The organism is Bacillus mycoides, from assembly GCF_001757995.1.
Classification (GTDB): domain Bacteria; phylum Bacillota; class Bacilli; order Bacillales; family Bacillaceae_G; genus Bacillus_A; species Bacillus_A mycoides_B.
The window spans coordinates 1-20,290 of sequence record NZ_LXLV01000058.1; the positions used below are offsets into that span (position 1 = coordinate 1).

Consider the following 20,290-nt stretch of genomic DNA (forward strand, 5'->3'; position numbering starts at 1 on the left):
AAGCCATCTATCATTATAACTACAAACGATTCCAAAAACGACTCAATCATCGAGCTCCGATCGAATATCGAATTTCGATGGCTGCATAGTCTTTTTTACAGTTGTCTACTTGACGGGGATAAGTCCAGAATCGTGTCTTTTTTATTTTACCGAAATGACTCTACCAGTTTCACTACTTTCAATAGCTAATTGAATAAGTCTAATAACTTCCAAGCCTTCTTGTGCTGTTACAGGTGGTTTCTCACCATTTACAATACTATCTCTTACACCTTTATAATACATTTCATAACAGCCGACTTCTGTTGGAATACGTACTAACTCTTCTTCTGTTTCTAAAGTAGCAAAATTCTCTTCAAAGTCTACTCCATAACCATTATCCCCTGGCTTCATTCCAGTCTTTAATTGTTCTTCCTGTGAATCCATACCATACTTCACGATAGAACCTTTATCTCCATGCAGTGTAAAATGTGGTCCAGCTTGTTTCACATAACTGCTACTATGTAAAATGACACGCTTTACTCCGTAGTGAAGTACAACATGGAAATAATCATCAATTTCTGCACCTGGTCGTTGCTTTATTACATCTGCATTTATCGCATCTGGTTTTCCGAATAATGATAACGCTTGATCCATTAAATGCGATCCTAAATCATATAATATACCTGACCCTGGTAAATTCTTTTCTCTCCAGCGATCACGTACATGCGGGCGGAAACGATCGAAATGCGCTTCATATGCGTATACATTCCCTACTCTGTTTTCTTGTAATAATTTCTTTATCGTTAAGAAATCATTATCAAAACGACGGTTGTGATACACACTTAAAACGACATTATGTTGCTTCGCTAATGAAATAAGTTCTTCTCCCTCTTCAATTGAAACAACGAATGGTTTTTCCACAACAACATGCTTACCGTGTACAATCGCTTCTTTTACATATGGAAAATGAGTTGTATTCGGTGAAGTAATGACCACTAAGTCAATATCAGCTCGATTTACTAATTCATCAATTGTACCAACAACTTCAGCATTTGGTAATACTTGTTTCACTACTTCTTCTTTTGATGATAAAATAGCACGAATATCGTATTCTTCTATCGTTTGTAATAACGGGATGTGAAATGTTGTACTAGAAAATCCAAATCCTACAATCCCTACACCTATTTTTTTCATGTTGCCCCTCCATTTATCCCGCTATTTGCGGGCAGTAAGACCCCTACCTCAAAATTCAGTGAAAGCAAAGAAGTTAGGTGAGTGATCAACTGCTCGTAAAAGCCCGATTGGTTCAACTAATAATCAGTGGGGGATGAAGAAAACCCCCACTGATTAAAGTTTCACTTTATGATAACGATTTCATTTCATTATTATAACAAGATTATTTTTATATACATAATGATTTGCTTAGAAAAAAGCATCTTGCCATTATTCATAGCAAGATGCTGCCTTTATTATGGTCGTTTCTTCGTCCACGTTTCAATTACTTCACCAGTATCATTAACATCTAGTACTAAACTACCATTACTATACCGGTCTTTATTTCGAAACGCTTTCGGATCAATTTCTTCTACAATGTGTTTCTCTGTCTTCATGTAAACTAATTCATCATCTCTAACAATTTCAATACCGACAATGCGGTACGGATTACGTTTTAACTCTTTAAAAATAACAAGGCCTCGCTTCGCCCTCGTTGATTTCTCAATTTCTGATGCCTTTATACGTTTCACAGCACCTCGTTGCGTAACGAGAATCAGTTGATCTTTTTCACCATTTAATGGTTTACCAGAAGCAACATAGTCATCCTCTTTTAAATTAATTGCTTTCACACCAGCTGCTCTTACACCAACTGGACTTACTTCTTCTTCATTGAATACAAGTGCATATGCACCATGTGTTGCAAGAACAATATCACTTGTTCCATCTGTCGCAAATATATCAACAACTTCATCATCTTTTTTCAAGTTTACAGCAACGAACGCCCGTGAATAACGCTGCACTTTATATTGGTTTAATTCTGTTTTCTTAATCATACCGTTTCTTGTAACAAATACGATAAATCGTTTTTCCTCTTCAAAATTCGGTACGACTGTTGCCCAAATTAACGCTTCATCTCGCTCGAGTGAAACAAGATTCGCAACGTGTTGACCTAAATCTTTCCAACGAATTTCTGGCATTTCATATACAGGAAGATAAATATAATTCCCTTTGTTCGTAAATAAAAGAACGGTTTCTGTCGTGTTTGTATCGAAACGCTCAAGTAAGATGTCACCCTCTTTCATACCGAAGTCTTTCCCGTTCGATGCATTATGCGAACGCCAACCAGTTCGTTTCACATATCCTTCTTTCGTTACAGTAACGATGACATCTTCTTGCGGAATCATAACTTCCACATCAATTTTAATTTCTTCAATTTCCTCTTCAATTATCGCACGGCGATCATCACTATATGTTTTCTTTACTCTCTTCAAATCTGTTTTAATAACTTGAAGAAGTCTTTTTTCACTTTGTAGAATCGCCTGTAACTCTATAATTTTCTTATTAAGTTCCGCTGCTTCTTGCTCTAGCGCTGTAATATCTGTATTCGTTAAACGATATAATTGCAGTGAAACAATTGCCTCTGACTGCGCCTCTGTAAATCCAAATTTCGCACTTAAATTATCTTTCGCATTACGCTTATCTTTAGACCCACGGATCGTTTCAATCACTTCATCTAAAATTGATAATGCTTTCTTTAAACCTTCTACAATATGTTGACGGTTTTCTGCTTTTCGTAATTCATATTGTGAACGTCTCGTAACAACTTCTTTTTGATGTCCAATATATGCATCCAAAATTTTAGGTAATGTCATAAGTGTTGGACGACGATGATTTATCGCTACCATATTAAAATTATATGGAATTTGCAAATCTGTATTCTTATATAAATAATTTAAAATACCTTCCGCATTTACTTCTTTTTTTAATTCTACAACGATGCGAAGACCTGTACGGTCCGTCTCATCACGCACTTCAGCAATTCCATCTAGCTTTTTATCTAGACGTAATTCATCCATCTTTTTAACAAGGTTCGCTTTATTTACTTCGTACGGAATTTCTGTAATAACGATTTGTTGCTTTCCACCACGAACCGTTTCAACTTCTGCTTTTCCGCGAATAATAATTTTACCTTTCCCTGTTTCGTACGCTTTTTTAATACCATCAATCCCTTGAATAATACCGCCTGTTGGGAAATCTGGCCCTTTAATAACTGTTAATAAATCATCAACAGTACTATTCGGATTATCAATTCGCATCATCGTCGCATCAATTACTTCTCCAAGGTGATGCGGAGGAATTTCTGTTGCATAACCAGCTGAAATCCCTGTCGATCCGTTCACTAATAAGTTTGGGAACATTGCCGGTAATACAACTGGTTCTTCACTCGTATCATCGAAGTTTGACACAAATTCTACTGTTTCTTTATCAAGATCACGTAATAACTCAGATGCAATTGGTGATAAACGTGCTTCTGTATAACGCATTGCCGCTGCTGGATCCCCATCAACGCTACCGTTATTTCCATGCATTTCAACTAAAACATTACGTACTTTCCAAGTTTGACTTAAACGTACCATCGCCTCATATACAGAGGAATCACCATGTGGATGATAATTACCGATAACATTACCTACTGTTTTAGCTGATTTACGAAACGCTTTATCATGTACGTTTCCTTCTACATACATAGAATATAAAATACGTCTTTGTACCGGTTTTAAACCGTCACGCGCATCTGGAAGCGCGCGGTCTTGAATAATATATTTACTATAACGTGCAAAGCGGTCACCTAACACGTCTTCAAGCGGGAGGTCATGAAACTTCTCTGCCTGCATGTTATTCCACCTCCGTCTCCATAATCATTTCATTTTCTAAAATATTTCCTTCTTCTTGCATGCCAAATTGTACATTACGCTCAATCCATTTACGACGAGGTTCTACTTTATCCCCCATCAATGTCGTAACTCGGCGCTCAGCTCTTGATGCATCGTCAATTTTCACACGAATTAACGTACGTGTTTCAGGGTTCATCGTTGTTTCCCATAATTGATCGGCATTCATTTCGCCAAGTCCTTTATAGCGCTGCAACATATAGCCTTTACCGACCTTTTTCGTTACACCATCTAATTCTTCATCAGACCATGCATATTCAATTACCTCACTTTTCCCTTTTCCTCTACTTACTTTATATAAAGGTGGAAGTGCGATAAATACTTTACCAGCTTCAATAAGTGGTTTCATATAACGGTAGAAGAACGTCAGTAGTAACACTTGAATATGTGCTCCATCCGTATCTGCATCAGTCATAATAACAACTTTATCGTAGTTAATGTCTTCAACAGCGAACTCATTCCCTACACCGCCGCCAATTGCGTATATAATCGTATTAATCTCTTCATTTTTAAAGATATCAGCAAGCTTTGCTTTTTCTGTATTGATTACTTTACCACGTAATGGTAATACCGCTTGGAAACGTCGGTCTCGACCTTGTTTCGCAGAACCACCTGCAGAGTCACCCTCTACTAAGTACAGTTCATTTTTCTGTGGGTTACGTGATTGTGCAGGTGTTAACTTACCACTCAATGTACCTTCTGATTTCTTTTTCTTTTTACCAGTACGTGCTTCCTCTCTCGCTTTACGAGCAGCCTCACGCGCCTGCGCTGCTTTAACTGCCTTTCTCACAAGAAGTGTAGCAACATCCGGATTTTCTTCTAAAAAGTAAGCTAAATGCTCAGATACAATTGCATCAATTGAAGAGCGAGCTTCACTTGTACCTAGCTTTCCTTTCGTTTGTCCCTCAAACTGAAGTACTTCTTCTGGTACACGTACAGAAACGATAGCCGCTACACCTTCACGAATATCTGTACCTTCTAAGTTTTTATCTTTTTCTTTTAATAGTGAAACTTTACGAGCATACTCATTAAACACACGCGTCATTGCTGTTTTAAATCCAGCTTCGTGTGTTCCACCGTCTTTTGTACGTACATTATTTACAAACGAAAGAATGTTTTCTGAATACCCATCGTTAAACTGGAATGCTAACTCTGCTTCAATTCCGTTTTGTTCACCAGAGAAATATACAACTGGATGGATCGAATCTTTCTCTTCGTTTAAGTATGAAACAAAAGCTTCAATTCCTGTTTCATAATGAAATACATCTTCTAAATCATTACGCTCATCTTTTATCGAGATTTTCATTCCTTTTAATAAGAATGCAGATTCACGTAATCTTTCACATAATGTTTCATAATTATAATTTGTTGTACTGAAAATAGTTGTATCTGGTTTGAAGTGCATTGTTGTACCAGATTCTTTCGTTTTCCCGATTTTCTCTAACGTTGTTGCAGGAGTACCACCATTTTCAAAGCGTTGTTCATAAATGCTACCATCACGCTTAATCGTTACTACTAGCCATTCTGACAAGGCGTTTACAACTGATGCCCCAACACCGTGTAAACCACCACTCGTTTTATAGCCTCCTTGGCCAAACTTACCACCAGCATGAAGTACAGTTAAAATAACTTCAGGTGTCGGTTTTCCAAGCTTATGCATTCCCGTAGGCATTCCTCGCCCTTTATCAATAACGCTAATACTATTATCTTTATGTATTATGACAGAAATTTCGTCGCCAAATCCCGCTAATGCTTCATCAACGGAGTTATCTACTATTTCATATACTAAATGATGCAATCCACGGCTATCCGTACTCCCGATATACATACCCGGGCGTTTTCGAACGGCTTCAAGTCCTTCTAGCACTTGAATTGCATCTTCATTATATTGGAACTGATGCTTCGCCAAACTCCTTGCCCCTTTCCTAATCAAATCAGAACATATGTTTCTATTATAGAATAACGCCTCGACTATAGTTTTGGCAAGTTATCTTATCTCTTTTATATACCATTTTCAATAGAAAAATCCTTGTTTTTTTCACAAGGATTCCTCTAGGCTACTATTTCAGAAAAATAATCGTTTGTCAACGAGAAATGGATATGTATTCCAACATTATACATTCCAAACCTTTATCATGATCCAAATGATCAATATCCAAAACGGGATAACAAGTAACAATCCCCAAAAACAGCCTTTAAAAAATCTCATGATGAACACCTCGTTCACCGGCCCTACTTATATAAAAAGCGCGGGCTGAATTAATCTTTCTATCTTTAAAGTCTATACTATTTTGTCATCGCATGCTCTACTTTAATACAACGATCCATTATCACAGTATAGCCTTTTTCTTGTAAAAGTTTATATGTATCTTCATCTTGTACTCCTAATTGTGCCCAGAAAATATCTGCATCAATCTCTACAAACTCTTTCGCAACATCCTTTAAAAATTCTGAGCGACGAAATACATTTACAATATCAACATGTTCTTTAATATCCGTCAGTGAAGAAACCGCCTTTTCTCCGAGTACTTCATCTACTGTTGGATTTACTGGTATAATACGGTACCCAGCATCTTGCATTGCTTTTGAAACCATATATGATGTGCGTTCTGGCTTATCTGATAATCCAACAACTGCAATCGTTTTACTTTTCTTCAACACTTCACCAATTTCCGTACGAGTTGGGTTTTCAATTGTCATAATTTATCCCTCCTATTCCTTTAGTATATCCGATAAAGAAAGTCTCTTTCAACATGAAAGAGACTTTCTTTTATTCCGATTATTGATTCTTTGTAGCTGAATTATCTGCTAATGTAGCTGTTTTCGTCATTTTTTGACCGTTGCGGTAGAATGTAACTTCTACGTTCTCGCCTACTTTTTTCTTTTCATATAAGTATTTACGGAATTGAAGTGAATTTTCTACTTTTTGATCATCTAATGCTACTACAAGATCATATTGCTCTAAGCCAGCTTTTTCTGCCGGTGACACAGGATAAATTTTACCTAATACAACGCCATTTGTTACTTCTTTTGGTACTTTTAATTGGTTTAATGCATAAGCTTGCACATCTTCTAATGAAACTACACCTACACCAAGAGCTGGGCGTTTCACTACTCCGTCTTTTTCAAGCGATTCAATAACTGGTTTTGCAACATTAACTGGAATTGCAAAACCTATCCCCTCAACTTCTTGCTGTGCAATTTTACTTGAGTTAATTCCAATTAATTCACCGTTTTGGTTAAATAATGCGCCACCACTATTACCAGGGTTAATCGCTGCATCAGTTTGAATAACTTGTGCTTGCCAGTCTGGACGTTTGTCCCCATCAATATCTACCGGAATTTCACGTTCTTTACTACTAATAATACCTTCCGTTACACTGCCGTCAAATCCAAGTGGGTTACCGATTGCAATTGCTTTTTCACCAGCACGAAGTTTACTCGAATCACCTAAAGTTGCAACTTTATTAACAGCAGATCCATCAATCTCTACAACTGCTAAGTCTAACCAAGGATCCTTACCAACTAATTTTGCATCAACTTGCTTTCCATCGCTCAGTTTAACAGCAAGTTTATTTGCACCGTCTACTACGTGGTTATTTGTTACAATATATGCTTTATTTCCTGACTTTTTATAAATAACACCTGATCCTGTACCAGCTGTCTGCTCTTGTTCTGCCGGTTGCATCGCAAACGGATCAATAGTCTTCTGCATATTAATTACACCAACTACAACATCCTTTGCGCCTTCAATCATGCCTGGCAAATCAGTTTCGCCCTTCACTTTATTAACAACAGGAGCTACAGTACCTTCTACTTGTTGATTAGAATTGAATGACGAAACTGCCGCATTATTTTGCATCCATGGCATGTAAGGTGCTGCAAAACTAATCGAAACCGCCCCGACTACAGCTCCAACTAAACCTGTGAAAAAATATCCTTTTTTACTACCTGTTTTTTTTATTTCTCTCGTTTCACTATGCTCTTCATTTAAATTCGGTCCGTCGTAATATCCCATGTTTTATTTCCCCTCTCTGGTGAATTCGTACTTTCAGTATAGTCACATTTTGTGTCCTTCTTGTGAACTCATCGTGAAATCCAATTAAAAAAATACTCCTATCTATCATTGTAGACAAGATAAGTATTTTTTGTACATTCCACCTACAAAGGAGAGTGTAAATTTGCTATATCCCAAAGCCGAGATGCATAGTAACTTAAAAGTTATTCTTCAAACTTGTAACCTACTCGAATGACAGTACCGATATGCTTCGCCTTATCTCCTAGCTTATTTCGCAGTTTTTTAATATGTGTATCAACCGTTCGGTCATCACCGTAGTAATCATATCCCCATAACTGATCTAATAAATGTTGGCGTGACAACACAATTCCTTTGTTCTCCATTAAATAAACGAGAAGCTCAAACTCCTTATGTGTCAATATAATTTCTTCTCCATCTACTAAAACTGTTCTAGATAGCCGATTCACTTCTATTCCAGCTAATGACATAGTATTTTCTTCTGATACTCCTATCGCTCCATCTGCACGTTTCAATAACGTCTTTGCACGAGCTACTAACACTTTCGGACTAAAAGGTTTTGTTACATACTCATCTGCACCTAGTTCAAAGCCTAGTAATGTATCATCCTCATCAGAACGTGCTGTCAGCATAATAATTGGTACCGCTGACTCTTTTCTAATTCGTCTACAAACAGACCAACCATCTATTTCTGGTAACATAATATCTAACATAATTAAATCAATTGTATGTTCAGCAAATAATTCTAGCGCTTTTTTTCCATCTTCCGCTTCGATTACTTCAAAGCCTTCATTACGAAAATAATCACTAACAATTTCACGTAATCTTCTTTCATCTTCAACAAGTAATACTGTTTTATTCATATAACCTATCCCGCCTTTTTACTCTTTCAATCGAATAATACGTTGATTGGAGCTTCCGCGAAATGGAAGTGTTAAATCTTTTTTATCAAGTTCAAATCTTCCATCGACCAAAACATCCCCATAATGTAACAATTCTATCATATCATTATTTTGAGCACTCTGTATCTCTTCTAACGTGTAACCTGTATAAATCCATAGATTTTTTTCCAAATCCTTCACTGCTTTTGCTACTTTTTTCACTTCAGCAGCTTGAAAAAATGGATCTCCACCTGAAAATGTTACATCGGTTAATGAATTTTTTTCAATCTCTTTCACAATTTCTTCTACAGTCATTTCAGTTCCATTGCAAATATTCCATGATTTCGGATTATGGCAACCGAAACAACGATGCGGACAGCCCGCAAAAAACACGACTGTCCGCAACCCTTCTCCATCTACTACACTATCATGAATGATATTCATAACTTTCATTTATGCTTCACCCGATCCATCTCTTCGCTACGTTTCGCACTATTCCACTTCGACATATCTCCCACAAGATAGCCCGTTATACGGCGAATTCTTTCTATATTGGTCTCATCTTCATTTCCGCAGCTTGGACATTCATTTCCAATAACTCCGTGATAGCTGCAGCATTTACAACGATCAACAGGATGATTTATTGAACCGTACCCAACGCCATGCTCTGCCATCGCTTGTACAATTTGTTTTAACGCCTTTTGATTATGCATCGCTGCTCCGTCTAGTTCAATATACGTAATGTGCCCTCCATTACATAGAGCATGAAAAGGTCCTTCTAAACGAATTTTATTTATCGCTTGAATGTTATAATAAACTGGAATATGGAATGAATTCGTATAGTAATTATGGTTCGTTATACCGCTAATCTCACCAAATCCTTCTCTATCTTTTTTCACAAACTTCCCTGATAAACCTTCTGCAGGCGTTGCAATTATTGAGAAATTCAGTTGATGTTCTTCTGTCGCCTTATCCATTCTCTCTCTCATAAAGGAAATGATTTCATATCCAAGCTTCCATGATTCTTCATTTTCTCCATGGTGCTTTCCAGTTAACGCTACTAAACATTCTGCAAGACCGATAAAACCAAGACTTAACGTCCCTTGCTTTAAAATAGGTGCTACAGAATCTTCAGGCTGTAATGTTTCTCCACCACGCCATACACCCTGTGAATATAAAAATCGAAAATCTCTCGCTCGTTTCGTACATTGATACGCGAACCTCTCTAATAATTGCTTAATTCCTAGATCTAAGTAATAATTTAGCGCTTCAAAAAACGCTTCTTTCGATCCACTAATTAGCCCTAATTTCACTAAATTAATAGAAGTAAACGACAGATTACCTCTTCCTATTGCCGTTTCTTCTCCATGTATATTAGACATAACACGAGTGCGACATCCCATGTAACATACTTCACTTTCAGGTCGTCCATCATAGTGCACTGCATTAAATGGAGCATCTAAAAATGAAAAGTTAGGGAATAATCGTTCAGCCGTTGTCTCTAACGCTAATTCAAATAAATCATAGTTCGGATCACACTCTTCAAAGTTCACACCTTTTTTCATTTTGAAAATTTGAATAGGAAAAATCGGTGTTTCCCCTTTCCCAAGACCAGCCTGCGTTGCTTTTAACAGCTGCTTAATTAACAGTCTTCCTTCTTTCGATGTGTCTGTTCCGTAGTTAATAGAAATAAACGGTACTTGTCCCCCGCCCCTACTATGCATACTATTTGAATTATGAATGAACGCTTCACACGCCTGATACGTATCATTTTCTGTTTCTTTCCATGCAAATTCTTCTATTTGTTCTTTCGTAAGCGGATATGACTGTAGTCGTTTTTTATGTCTCTCTACTGTCTTTCTCACATATGGAGCTAAATCAATATCAAAGAGTGCAAACGATTGACCACCATGCTGCATGTTTTGATTCGCTTGAAAAATAATTGAAGAAAGCGCCAACGCACTTTTAATGTCTTGCGGTTGTCTCATATGTCCATGTCCAGTATGAAAACCGGTAGCAAGCATTTGTGCTAAAGGAATTTGCGAACAAGTCGTCGTTCCTGTTGCATAAAAATCCAAATCATGTGGATATAATATATTTTGATCTATCGCTTGTTTCACTTGATCTGATAGTAAATTTGCTACAGCATAATACTTTGCGCTTTCAGATGCGAACGTTCCCATCACTCCCATGGGAGATCGGCCATCTACATTTGCATTTTCCTGCATTAAATCTTGTTCATTACCGTGGATAATTGTCTCAAATACTTTCATTAATTCTTCTCCACGTACATTTTGTTTCAACATTCATAACCCTCCACCAACATGTTGTTGTCTTTTAATTAAAATCATACAACATATAGTTCTAGTGTATTTATGAAAAATGTAACATTCCTGTGAAATTTTTTTAAAAAATTAATGACTTTTTCATTTGTAAAAAAGAAATGTGCTCTTTACAAATGTATGGTACAATATACGGGAAAAACTCTTTTTACCCTTTATCAACACATTTGTATAAAGGAGACTGAACTCATGGTTATTACATATCTTTTATTTATCGTTGCCTACTTACTTGGCTCGATTCCGTTTGCATTAGTCGTTGGAAAAATTGGCTATGGAATTGACATTCGTGAGCATGGAAGCGGTAATTTAGGCGGAACAAATACATTCCGTACACTAGGGAAAAAAGCAGGTTTCATCGTTACAATTGCTGACATTTTAAAAGGTACATTAGCAACAAGTCTACCGATTATTTTCGGGTTAGATGTTCACCCACTATGGTTTGGATTAGCATCTGTTCTTGGACATGTATATCCAATCTTCGCGAAATTCCGCGGGGGGAAAGCAGTTGCAACTTCTGCTGGCGTGCTATTATGCTACTCACCAGTTGTTTTTGCAATATTAGCTGTTGTCTTTTTCAGCCTTTTATTTACAACAAGATACGTATCACTTTCTTCTATGGTAACAGCTGTCGTTGCTGTTATTGCATCAATTGTTAGCGGGGATAAAATCTTCATTATTGCGATGTGTTTATTAGCAGGTATGGTTATTTATAAACACCGTGCAAACATCGGACGAATTATAAATAAAACTGAACCAAAAGCAAACTTTTCAAAAAAGCAAAAATAAGATCGTAACCCACATAACGCAAAAAGAAAACGTGAAGCATATTAATAGCGTCTTTTTGCGTTATTTTTTATACTAAAAGAAAAAGCAACATAATTTGGAGGAACTATACATGAATCTTTCCGTAACAAAAGAAGCAGCACAATGGTATAAAGACGAATTAAACTTACAATCAGGTGAAACACTACGCTTTTTCGTACAATACGGTGGTTGCAGTACTGTGCAAAAAGGACTTTCTTTAGGTATTCGTAAAGATGATCCTGCACATCCTGCTGTTCAAATTCAAGAAGAAGGTATTAACTTCTTTATTGAAGGCGATGATGAGTGGTTCTTCGATGGACATAATTTATTAGTTACACTTAACGACGGTGATGATTTCCCTCAATTTAATTATGAGAAATAAAAAAACGTGGCTTCTGCCACGCTTTTTTTTATTTCTTTTTAATTTCCTCATATTTCGCATACCACTCAGGATATAATTTTTTAAATGATACAGGACGGAACCCTTCTTTTTTCGCACAAATATTCGTTGTACTTGCAGTAATGCATAGTTCACCATCACCATTATAAATTTCATATCCATATACAACACGAAGCGGACTCACAGTATCAATCCATGTTTTCACAATTGCCTTTTCTCCGTAACGCATCGCTTTACGGTACGAGATTTGTAAGTCTAATACAGGAGAGATGACTCCCTCTTTCTCCATTTCAACATATGAAAACCCTAATTCTTGTATAAGTTTCGTGCGCCCAAGTTCCAGCCACACTAAATAGTTTGAATGGTAAACAACACCCATCTGGTCTGTTTCCGCATAGCGGATTTCAATTTCATGTTCTGCTACAAACATTTCTATTCGCCTTCTTTCACTTCTGTTCCCTTGCATACATTTAATCATAATACAGTGGAATCAAAAATAAAATAAAAACAGTGAATCTTTTACCGAAAGGGGCAAGCACATGATTCAAATTGTAACTGTTCGTAGCGGTGATAGCGTTTATAGTTTAGCATCAAAATATGGATCTACACCTGAAGAGATTGTAAAAGACAATGGACTAAATCCAGCCGAAACACTCGTTGTTGGTCAGGCACTTATCGTTAATACGAAAGGCAATAATTATTATGTACAGCCTGGCGACAGCCTATATCGAATTTCTCAAACATATAACGTTCCTCTCGCTAGCTTAGCTAAAGTTAATAATCTTTCATTAAAATCTATTCTTCATGTCGGACAACAATTATATATACCGAAAGGAACAAAACGAGCAGTAGAATCCATCGCTTATTTACAACCTTCAACAATACCGATAAAAGAAAGTTTAGTAAATGCTACACGTGCTATCAACCCATTTTTAACATATTTAGCCTACTTTAGTTTTGAAGCAAAAAGAGACGGTACTTTAAAAGAACCCACCGAAACAGCTAAAATTGCTAATATTGCAACGCAAGGCAAAACCATCCCTATGCTCGTTATTACAAATATCGAAAACGGGAACTTTAGTCCTGAACTAACATCTGTTTTGTTGCGTAACCCAACCATTCAAAACAAATTTATTACTAACATTTTGCAAACAGCTGAAAAATACGGCATGCGAGACATTCATTTTGATTTCGAGAATGTAGCACCTGAAGATCGCGAAGCGTATAATCGTTTTTTACGAAATGTGAAAACACGCTTACCTAGCGGGTACACATTAAGTACAACGCTTGTACCGAAAACAAGTTCCAATCAAAAAGGGAAATTTTTTGAAGCTCACGATTATAAAGCACAAGGACAAATCGTTGATTTCGTCGTCATTATGACATACGACTGGGGTTGGCAAGGTGGGCCACCGATGGCAATTTCTCCTATTGGTCCTGTAAAAGAAGTACTCCAATATGCAAAATCTCAAATGCCACCACAAAAAATTATGATGGGGCAAAATTTATACGGTTTCGATTGGAAACTGCCGTTCAAACAAGGAAATCCACCTGCAAAAGCAATTAGCTCTGTTGCAGCTGTTGCACTAGCTCGTAAATACAATGTTCCTATCCGCTATGATTTCACGGCCCAAGCTCCTCATTTCAATTACTTTGACGAAAACGGCGTACAACATGAAGTTTGGTTTGAAGATTCACGGTCCGTTCAAAGTAAATTTAATTTAATGAAAGAACAAGGAATAGGCGGCATCAGCTATTGGAAGATTGGTCTACCATTCCCACAAAATTGGCGTTTACTCGTCGAAAACTTTACAATCACGAAAAAAGGCTGACGAAAGTCAGCCCTTTTTTGTACATTTTGTTAAGATTCATCTTTTATTTCACTTTTTAATGAATCAATACTTTCTAAACGTCTTTGATTTTTCGCTTCAATGGCAGCACGATCTTTTTCATTAGAAAGTTCGGCTGTTTCTTTTGCTTCATTAAAATTATCAATCGTATTTTGTACCATTACTTGTAATTTTTCAGCGTTGTCATTTCGATTATCTGGATTTGGCATATACTTCCCTCCTAATAATGTATACATACCACCTTAAATTACCTATATCCCCTCAAATTTATACATAAAAAGGAGAATGCAGCATTCTCCTTTTCTTTAACCGTTATCTACAATTGGTTGCTTTCCAGTTTGGTCTTGCATTTGCTTTCCTTTATTGCCACCAGCTTTTTTCGATTGTGTTCCAATTTGATTTGGTGCAAAGTCTTTTGAATTCTTTTTCGGATTACCCATTACTATCGCCTCCTTAACACTAGTATCGTACTAGTGTTAAGAATTATTCAGCCTGCTTAAAAAGTTTCATTTCATAACGTTTTTCAATTCGTTTTTCAATTCGATCCATTGCATCACGATCGCTTAATAATTGTTGTTTATTTTCATTTACAAGTTCTTCAAACGATTTACGGCGACTTCTTCTCATGCTGCTCACCCTTTCTTCTACGTTTTCTTATTACATAGTATGAGCAAATGAAAAACTCTTTAATCAGATTTGCAAGAAAATTTCATGTTTTAATAAAAAATCCCATGCGCATATATTGCACATGGGATTTTTTACACCATCATATTTAAATATTTTTTAATTTCTTCATCCGCATTTACTTTATTTGCTCTATATTCATGCAGTGCTCGTAATACAGAATCGTATTCTTCTACAATGTAGCTCTCTAACTTCAAAATGTCCTCTACACTGTCAATCATAATTCTCGTGTTGCCAATCTCACTTTTCAACGCTGCCTCGTATGTTAAGCTCGTACAAATTCCTCTTACATCGTCTTCCATTTTTTCTGTTAACACATATTTCTTTCGCCCTTTGACCTTTAACCTTATAATTGGGTAAAAAGCTTTTATATCTAAATAACTCCCAACATTCATACAACGAATCCACTCAATATCACGTTTATTTTGTACAAGTATTTCTTTTACCGCTTCAAATACCGCAGTTTCATCAAGTACTTCCTTATTCGCTTTTCTTTTTCCTTCTTCTTCAACGGCTGCACATTTTTGATAAACAGCCGCACACGTAATACAGTCGTCAAATGCATTATGAGAACTTAAGCGAATTCCAAGCATTCGTTTTAACGTTTCAAGTTTATGATTAGGCGCATGCTTCATATATTTTTTCGCTAAAAACACCGTATCAATTACTTTATTTTTAGGTTCAGGTAATCCAAGCATATTTACATTACTTTTCAAAAAACGCATATCAAAAGAAGCATTATGAGCCACAATAACATTTGTATGTAAGAATGCTAAAAATAAAGGCAACACTTCTTCAATTGTCGGTGCATCCGAAACACGATAATTTGTAATACCTGTTAAACTTGTTATTCGGCTCGGAATTGGACGCTCTGGATTAACATACGAAACAAATTGATCCACTAGTTCATGATTGTGATATTTCACTGCTGCTACTTGAATAATTTTATCATTATAAGGGTTAAATCCTGTTGTTTCAAAATCAATTACAACATAATCTAATGGTAAGGATATATTCCCCACTCCAAATACACTCCTTTATCTCTAAACGTTTATATTTCTTTTATCATATCACGAAGCTTTCACTACTTGAAAAAGAAAAGGCAGAAATGATTATTTTCCATCTCTACCTTTTCGCCGTTATTTTAATTTAGCAATCCGTTTCTCCATCTCTTTTTGAGTCATTGGCCCAATAAACTTATCTTGAATGACACCTTTTGTATCTATAAAATATGAAGTTGGGATCGTAATTACTTTATACGCTGTTGTCACATCAATGTTCTTGTCCAATAAAATAGGAAAAGTAATTCCTTTTTCTTTAGCAAAATTTCTTACCTTTTCTTCTCCCCCTCCTTTTTCTGAAGGAGTATAGTTTATGGCTAAAATTTCTACGTTTTCTTTATGTTCTTTATAAAAGGCCTCCATATCGGGCATTTCTTGCTGACATGGGCCACACCACGTTGCCCAAAAGTTTAAAATAACTTTCTTTCCTTTTAAATCGGATAACTTTACATTCGTTCCATCTATCTTTGTTAATTCAAAATCTGGTGCGCTCTTTCCAATTTCAATACCATTCCTTGCGAAAATCTCTTTCATAGCCGCTTCACTTTTGGCAGGATTTTCTTGTACTACTTGATCCTTTTCACCAAATTGTTCATAAGCTGCATATCCAGCTAAACAAAGTAACACTACAATAATGGTAAGCTTCCGCCACATATTATATCACCCTTACGTGTTTATCTTCTTATAACATAATTAACTACATACTATATACCTTATTTTAGCTTATACGGACAAGCTTGGAAATATTCACATTCAAAATAGTTAGAATATTTATAGTGAAGATGAAATATTTTACTTTTTATCATATAATTAGAAATAAATACAAAACTTGCGAGGTAATTTGTATTTTACAATTACTTATCAATCCTTTCACTTTTGTTTTCTTCACTTTGCCATTACTATGTATTTTTTTTAGCGGCTTGCTCTACAAATTCAAATGGGCTGCTATTATTATTTCTTTTACTGTTCCACTTATATTTTTCATTATCGTCTCTGAATTTGATATACACCTAGCTTTACAAAACTTAGACGCTTGGATTGTTTATAGTGCTGTTTATTCTGTACTTTCCTACATAACGGCAGCGCTAATACGAAGAAAACTACACATGTAAAACCTTCAAAAAGGGAGATTTTTATGAATTTATTTGAAAAAATACTATTATATATTCTTAGTTTTATATTTTCCCCAATCGGGATTATCACTTGGATCATCTCGCTCTTCAGTAAAGATCCTGAAAAAAAGCAAGTTGGACGTATTTGTCTCTATATCGCTTTAATCTCATTTATCCTTTTAGCAGGCCTCGGTATTCTTAGTTTCTTCACGATGACTACCACTACTACTATAGAATAGTTATAGAAAGGATGATTATTTTGGGAGAACATCCTATAAGTAAAGAACTTCGCTATATACGAATATGTTTAGTTATTTTAGTAATCGTTCTTTTATTTTTCAACGGTGAAAGAGTCGTTGAAATTTCTACAAATCATGATTCCATAGACAATGTTTCGACCAGTAACATGACACAGATTGCTGAAAATACATTTGCTATTCAAGAATATAATCCATCACTAAGTAGCGAACATACTGTGAAAATTTTCAAATACACCCCAGATACAAATCAACTTACTCTAGTTAAAGAATTTAGCACTAGCAATCCCGAGTCTTATACGTATCAACTTAATAAGACTGAATAAAGATAAGAGCATTACGTAGCTCTTATCTTTTTGTTTGCATTTCTTTGAGCAATGAATTGCAGTTTAATAATTCTCTAGGCTCCCCACATTCCACGATAATTCCATTCTTCATTACAATAACCCGGTCCGCTATCATCGCCCTCTCGACATCATGCGTTGTCACAATTCTCGTTACATTCTTTCCCAACCCTTCAATCATATTCCAAACCACTTCTTGATTGCTCAGATCTAATCCCGCAGTCGGTTCATCTAAAATAATGAGATTCGGATTTGATACAATCGCTCGCAATAACGCAAGACGCTTTCTCTCTCCTCCCGAAAACTCTTCACCGCTTTTATGTAGTACAGTCTGAATACCTTCAGATAAACTCCTAATAATCGACTTCGCATTTACAAGTTCAATATTTTTTTCTAACTGTTTTTCTAAGCCCCTTCCCCCAAAATACATATTCTCTTTTACTGTCATTCGAAAAAAACGTGGTTCTTGCCATACAGTAGTCATACGAGCTTTATTACCGTAATAAGCAATACTACCATTAGATGGTTTATATAAACCCGTGATTAAATTTAAAAGCGTCGTTTTTCCTGCACCACTTTCCCCCACAATGATAACGAGTTCGCCAGGATTAATTTGCAAATGAATATTTTTAATTCTACATCTCTCTTCACCGTTCTCTTGAAATGAAACATTTATTAATCTCATTCCCATCGCTCTTTCTACACCTCTGTCTTCGGCTCCTATATTTAAAAAACAAAAAACTCGATTTGCCGAAGCAATAGCAACTTGTGTCATCATTAATAAATCACTCGCATAACGAACAGGGAAAAATAACATCTCAATTGTAGCTAATACTGCAATAAGCGATCCAACTTCCATATCCCCTTTTATTATTTTTTGTGCTCCTAGAATAAGAACAACTACATATGCCCCTGTTTCTATTACCGTTCCAACTATTCCAATGCAATATTGCATCATCGTCTTCTTTACTTCTGTTTTATAAGACTTTGACGTTACTCCTTTAAATAAGTGAATTCCCCATTTTTCTTTTTGTAAACTCCGTAAATCTTGTATACCTTTTACAAACTGTGACATCATCTCTACAACACTTGATTGATTTTTTTGAGCAATACTCGCAATATTTCTTACCTTTTTCCCCATAAGCATTGGAACAATTGCACTTAAAAATAAAAACGGAGTTACCCACCATATGAACTGTATATCTATATGTTGTAGTGCTATGAGCGCACCGATAAATTGCGCAATGGCATGTATATATTCTATTAATATAGAACCATATAACCTTATCCAGTTCGGGATATCAGACACAACCAATGTCTCTAACTCTCCTTGCTTGATCTTCTCACTCTCTTCGAATGGTATTGAGAAATAATGACGCAATAAGTCTATACGCTTCTTTTGTAATATACGTTGACTCGCTTTTGAACTTATATAACCAAACACAAATGTATTCATCCACATCATAAATCTATTCCCCGCAAACAATGCAATGTACATATATGCACCTTTTAACTCCCGCTGAATAAGGTTATCTACAATTAATCCCATTAAAAGCGGTCTAGATAAATTTAAAATGGCAGCTACTATCCCGCTACAAATCGCACTAATTAGCAATAGCTTTTCTTGTAATAGCGGCAACATTATTCTTCTATACTCATTCATTGTCATTCCTCCAATTTTGCATAATAAAAGGAAAGGGATGAAACCATTTGGTTTCATCCCTTTCCTTTTTGTTTACTCATATTAATTTAAAAGCCTAATCTCCAAAACACAAAATAAAAATCACTCATTTATCTGGTGCGATTCCCCTACCAACGACCTATCAAATGCCGATATTTAGTTCTTTTATTAAATAATTTTCATTAAAATTGCAAGTGTATTCATTGTCATATGAACAACAATAGGAACAATTAATCTATGCATTTTTACATATAAAAATGCATACACCAATCCTGCTAAAGTATAGGGAATAACACTTGCTAATTCCATATGAAGTAATGCAAATACAAGGGACGTAATTAAGCAAGCAATGTAGACATTTGTTCGTTTTCGTAACGTATCAAGAATGATTTTTTTTGTTAGAATCTCTTCCATTATAGGGCCCAAAATTGCAATATTCACTATTTTAAACGGGAAAGATATAACATTATTTTTTATCATTTCTGAGTGTTCTGAGTTAGGATCCATATTAAATACAACAATAGCTATTAATCCATAAATAGCTTGAACTAAAAAATAAATAAGAACACCATAGATACACCATAATATAGTTTTTTTTGGCGGATAAGCATTAGAAGAACCTTTTTCAATATCAGGTTTCATTAATATTAAAATTAATATGAAAGCTAAAAAATAACCTAAGATCCTACCATAAGCGTTGGCTGCTTCCTTTGTTAAATTAAATAAATTTATAAAAATCGGTTCGAATAAATAAATGGACAAGTAAAGCAATATGTAAGTAATTATGACTCCCCAATATCTTTTTGGCATATTTCACCTCCTTTTAAACAACCATTCTTTAAATTTATTTTTCATTATTTGAAGCCTCTCTACATACGAGCTTCTTTGATCATTTCAAAAAAATACTACCTA

21 protein-coding genes are annotated in these 20,290 nt (G+C 35.7%); 5 read left to right on the forward strand and 16 right to left on the reverse strand.

Going from position 1 to position 20,290, the window contains the following annotated elements:
- Positions 1–141: 141 nt before the first annotated feature.
- The 8 genes from BWGOE10_RS17710 to BWGOE10_RS17745 form a co-directional block, all read right to left on the reverse strand.
- A complete protein-coding gene (locus tag BWGOE10_RS17710) occupies positions 142–1,173 on the reverse strand; it encodes an oxidoreductase (protein ID WP_070144358.1) in 1,032 nt (343 codons plus the stop codon).
- A gap of 275 nt (positions 1,174–1,448) precedes the next feature.
- Complete coding sequence (gene parC / locus BWGOE10_RS17715; protein WP_070144359.1) at positions 1,449–3,869, reverse strand: DNA topoisomerase IV subunit A; 2,421 nt, start codon at positions 3,867–3,869, stop codon at positions 1,449–1,451.
- A gap of 1 nt (position 3,870) precedes the next feature.
- Positions 3,871–5,835, reverse strand: coding sequence for a DNA topoisomerase IV subunit B (parE, locus tag BWGOE10_RS17720; protein WP_070144360.1), 1,965 nt, complete (start codon positions 5,833–5,835; stop codon positions 3,871–3,873).
- A gap of 377 nt (positions 5,836–6,212) precedes the next feature.
- Positions 6,213–6,626, reverse strand: coding sequence for a CoA-binding protein (locus tag BWGOE10_RS17725; RefSeq protein ID WP_070144361.1), 414 nt, complete (start codon positions 6,624–6,626; stop codon positions 6,213–6,215).
- A gap of 79 nt (positions 6,627–6,705) precedes the next feature.
- Positions 6,706–7,944 carry a S1C family serine protease gene (locus BWGOE10_RS17730; protein WP_070144362.1) on the reverse strand — a complete coding sequence of 413 codons (1,239 nt, stop codon included), beginning with the start codon at positions 7,942–7,944 and terminating at the stop codon, positions 6,706–6,708.
- 203 nt (positions 7,945–8,147) lie between these two features.
- Entirely contained in the window at positions 8,148–8,825 is a 678-nt protein-coding gene (locus BWGOE10_RS17735) for a response regulator transcription factor (protein ID WP_002111124.1), read from the reverse strand.
- 18 nt (positions 8,826–8,843) lie between these two features.
- Positions 8,844–9,296 (reverse strand): anaerobic ribonucleoside-triphosphate reductase activating protein, encoded by a 453-nt coding sequence (gene nrdG / locus BWGOE10_RS17740; RefSeq protein WP_070144363.1) that lies wholly within the window; start codon positions 9,294–9,296, stop codon positions 8,844–8,846.
- On the reverse strand, positions 9,293–11,149 hold the full coding sequence (locus BWGOE10_RS17745; RefSeq protein WP_070144364.1) for an anaerobic ribonucleoside triphosphate reductase: 1,857 nt from the start codon (positions 11,147–11,149) through the stop codon (positions 9,293–9,295). The genes nrdG and BWGOE10_RS17745 overlap by 4 nt, the downstream gene beginning before the upstream one ends.
- Positions 11,150–11,374: 225 nt before the next feature.
- Between BWGOE10_RS17745 and plsY the strand changes: the two genes are divergently transcribed.
- Both plsY and BWGOE10_RS17755 read left to right on the forward strand, forming a co-directional pair.
- Entirely contained in the window at positions 11,375–11,971 is a 597-nt protein-coding gene (plsY, locus tag BWGOE10_RS17750) for a glycerol-3-phosphate 1-O-acyltransferase PlsY (RefSeq protein ID WP_000237190.1), read from the forward strand.
- A gap of 109 nt (positions 11,972–12,080) precedes the next feature.
- Positions 12,081–12,371, forward strand: coding sequence for a HesB/YadR/YfhF family protein (locus BWGOE10_RS17755; protein WP_025148079.1), 291 nt, complete (start codon positions 12,081–12,083; stop codon positions 12,369–12,371).
- Positions 12,372–12,399: 28 nt separating this feature from the next.
- On the opposite strand, the gene BWGOE10_RS17760 is transcribed toward BWGOE10_RS17755, so the two are convergent.
- A complete protein-coding gene (locus tag BWGOE10_RS17760; RefSeq protein ID WP_002172886.1) occupies positions 12,400–12,819 on the reverse strand; it encodes an acyl-CoA thioesterase in 420 nt (139 codons plus the stop codon).
- 109 nt (positions 12,820–12,928) lie between these two features.
- On the opposite strand from BWGOE10_RS17760, the gene BWGOE10_RS17765 reads away from it, so the two are divergent.
- Entirely contained in the window at positions 12,929–14,221 is a 1,293-nt protein-coding gene (locus BWGOE10_RS17765) for a glycosyl hydrolase family 18 protein (protein ID WP_070144365.1), read from the forward strand.
- Positions 14,222–14,250: 29 nt separating this feature from the next.
- Here BWGOE10_RS17765 and tlp read toward each other — a convergent pair whose 3' ends face one another.
- The 5 genes from tlp to BWGOE10_RS17790 form a co-directional block, all read right to left on the reverse strand.
- The gene (gene tlp, locus BWGOE10_RS17770; protein WP_060750801.1) at positions 14,251–14,448 is read right to left on the reverse strand and encodes a small acid-soluble spore protein Tlp; all 198 of its coding nucleotides are present in this window, start codon (positions 14,446–14,448) and stop codon (positions 14,251–14,253) included.
- A 96-nt stretch (positions 14,449–14,544) separates the two neighbouring features.
- The gene (sspN, locus tag BWGOE10_RS17775) at positions 14,545–14,679 is read right to left on the reverse strand and encodes an acid-soluble spore protein SspN (RefSeq protein ID WP_000527988.1); all 135 of its coding nucleotides are present in this window, start codon (positions 14,677–14,679) and stop codon (positions 14,545–14,547) included.
- A gap of 43 nt (positions 14,680–14,722) precedes the next feature.
- Complete coding sequence (locus tag BWGOE10_RS17780; RefSeq protein WP_070144366.1) at positions 14,723–14,866, reverse strand: FbpB family small basic protein; 144 nt, start codon at positions 14,864–14,866, stop codon at positions 14,723–14,725.
- A 131-nt stretch (positions 14,867–14,997) separates the two neighbouring features.
- Positions 14,998–15,945 carry a 3'-5' exonuclease gene (locus BWGOE10_RS17785; RefSeq protein ID WP_070144367.1) on the reverse strand — a complete coding sequence of 316 codons (948 nt, stop codon included), beginning with the start codon at positions 15,943–15,945 and terminating at the stop codon, positions 14,998–15,000.
- 117 nt (positions 15,946–16,062) lie between these two features.
- The gene (locus BWGOE10_RS17790; RefSeq protein ID WP_070144368.1) at positions 16,063–16,638 is read right to left on the reverse strand and encodes a TlpA family protein disulfide reductase; all 576 of its coding nucleotides are present in this window, start codon (positions 16,636–16,638) and stop codon (positions 16,063–16,065) included.
- Between the two features lie 481 nt (positions 16,639–17,119).
- On the opposite strand from BWGOE10_RS17790, the gene BWGOE10_RS17795 reads away from it, so the two are divergent.
- Together BWGOE10_RS17795 and BWGOE10_RS17800 are read left to right on the forward strand one after the other, a co-directional pair.
- On the forward strand, positions 17,120–17,335 hold the full coding sequence (locus BWGOE10_RS17795; protein ID WP_070144369.1) for a hypothetical protein: 216 nt from the start codon (positions 17,120–17,122) through the stop codon (positions 17,333–17,335).
- An 11-nt stretch (positions 17,336–17,346) separates the two neighbouring features.
- Positions 17,347–17,679, forward strand: coding sequence for a YmzC family protein (locus BWGOE10_RS17800; protein ID WP_081338176.1), 333 nt, complete (start codon positions 17,347–17,349; stop codon positions 17,677–17,679).
- A gap of 22 nt (positions 17,680–17,701) precedes the next feature.
- Here BWGOE10_RS17800 and BWGOE10_RS17805 read toward each other — a convergent pair whose 3' ends face one another.
- Positions 17,702–19,417 carry an ABC transporter ATP-binding protein gene (locus BWGOE10_RS17805; protein WP_070144371.1) on the reverse strand — a complete coding sequence of 572 codons (1,716 nt, stop codon included), beginning with the start codon at positions 19,415–19,417 and terminating at the stop codon, positions 17,702–17,704.
- A 129-nt stretch (positions 19,418–19,546) separates the two neighbouring features.
- Complete coding sequence (locus tag BWGOE10_RS17810) at positions 19,547–20,188, reverse strand: CPBP family intramembrane glutamic endopeptidase (RefSeq protein WP_070144372.1); 642 nt, start codon at positions 20,186–20,188, stop codon at positions 19,547–19,549.
- Positions 20,189–20,290: the final 102 nt, after the last annotated feature.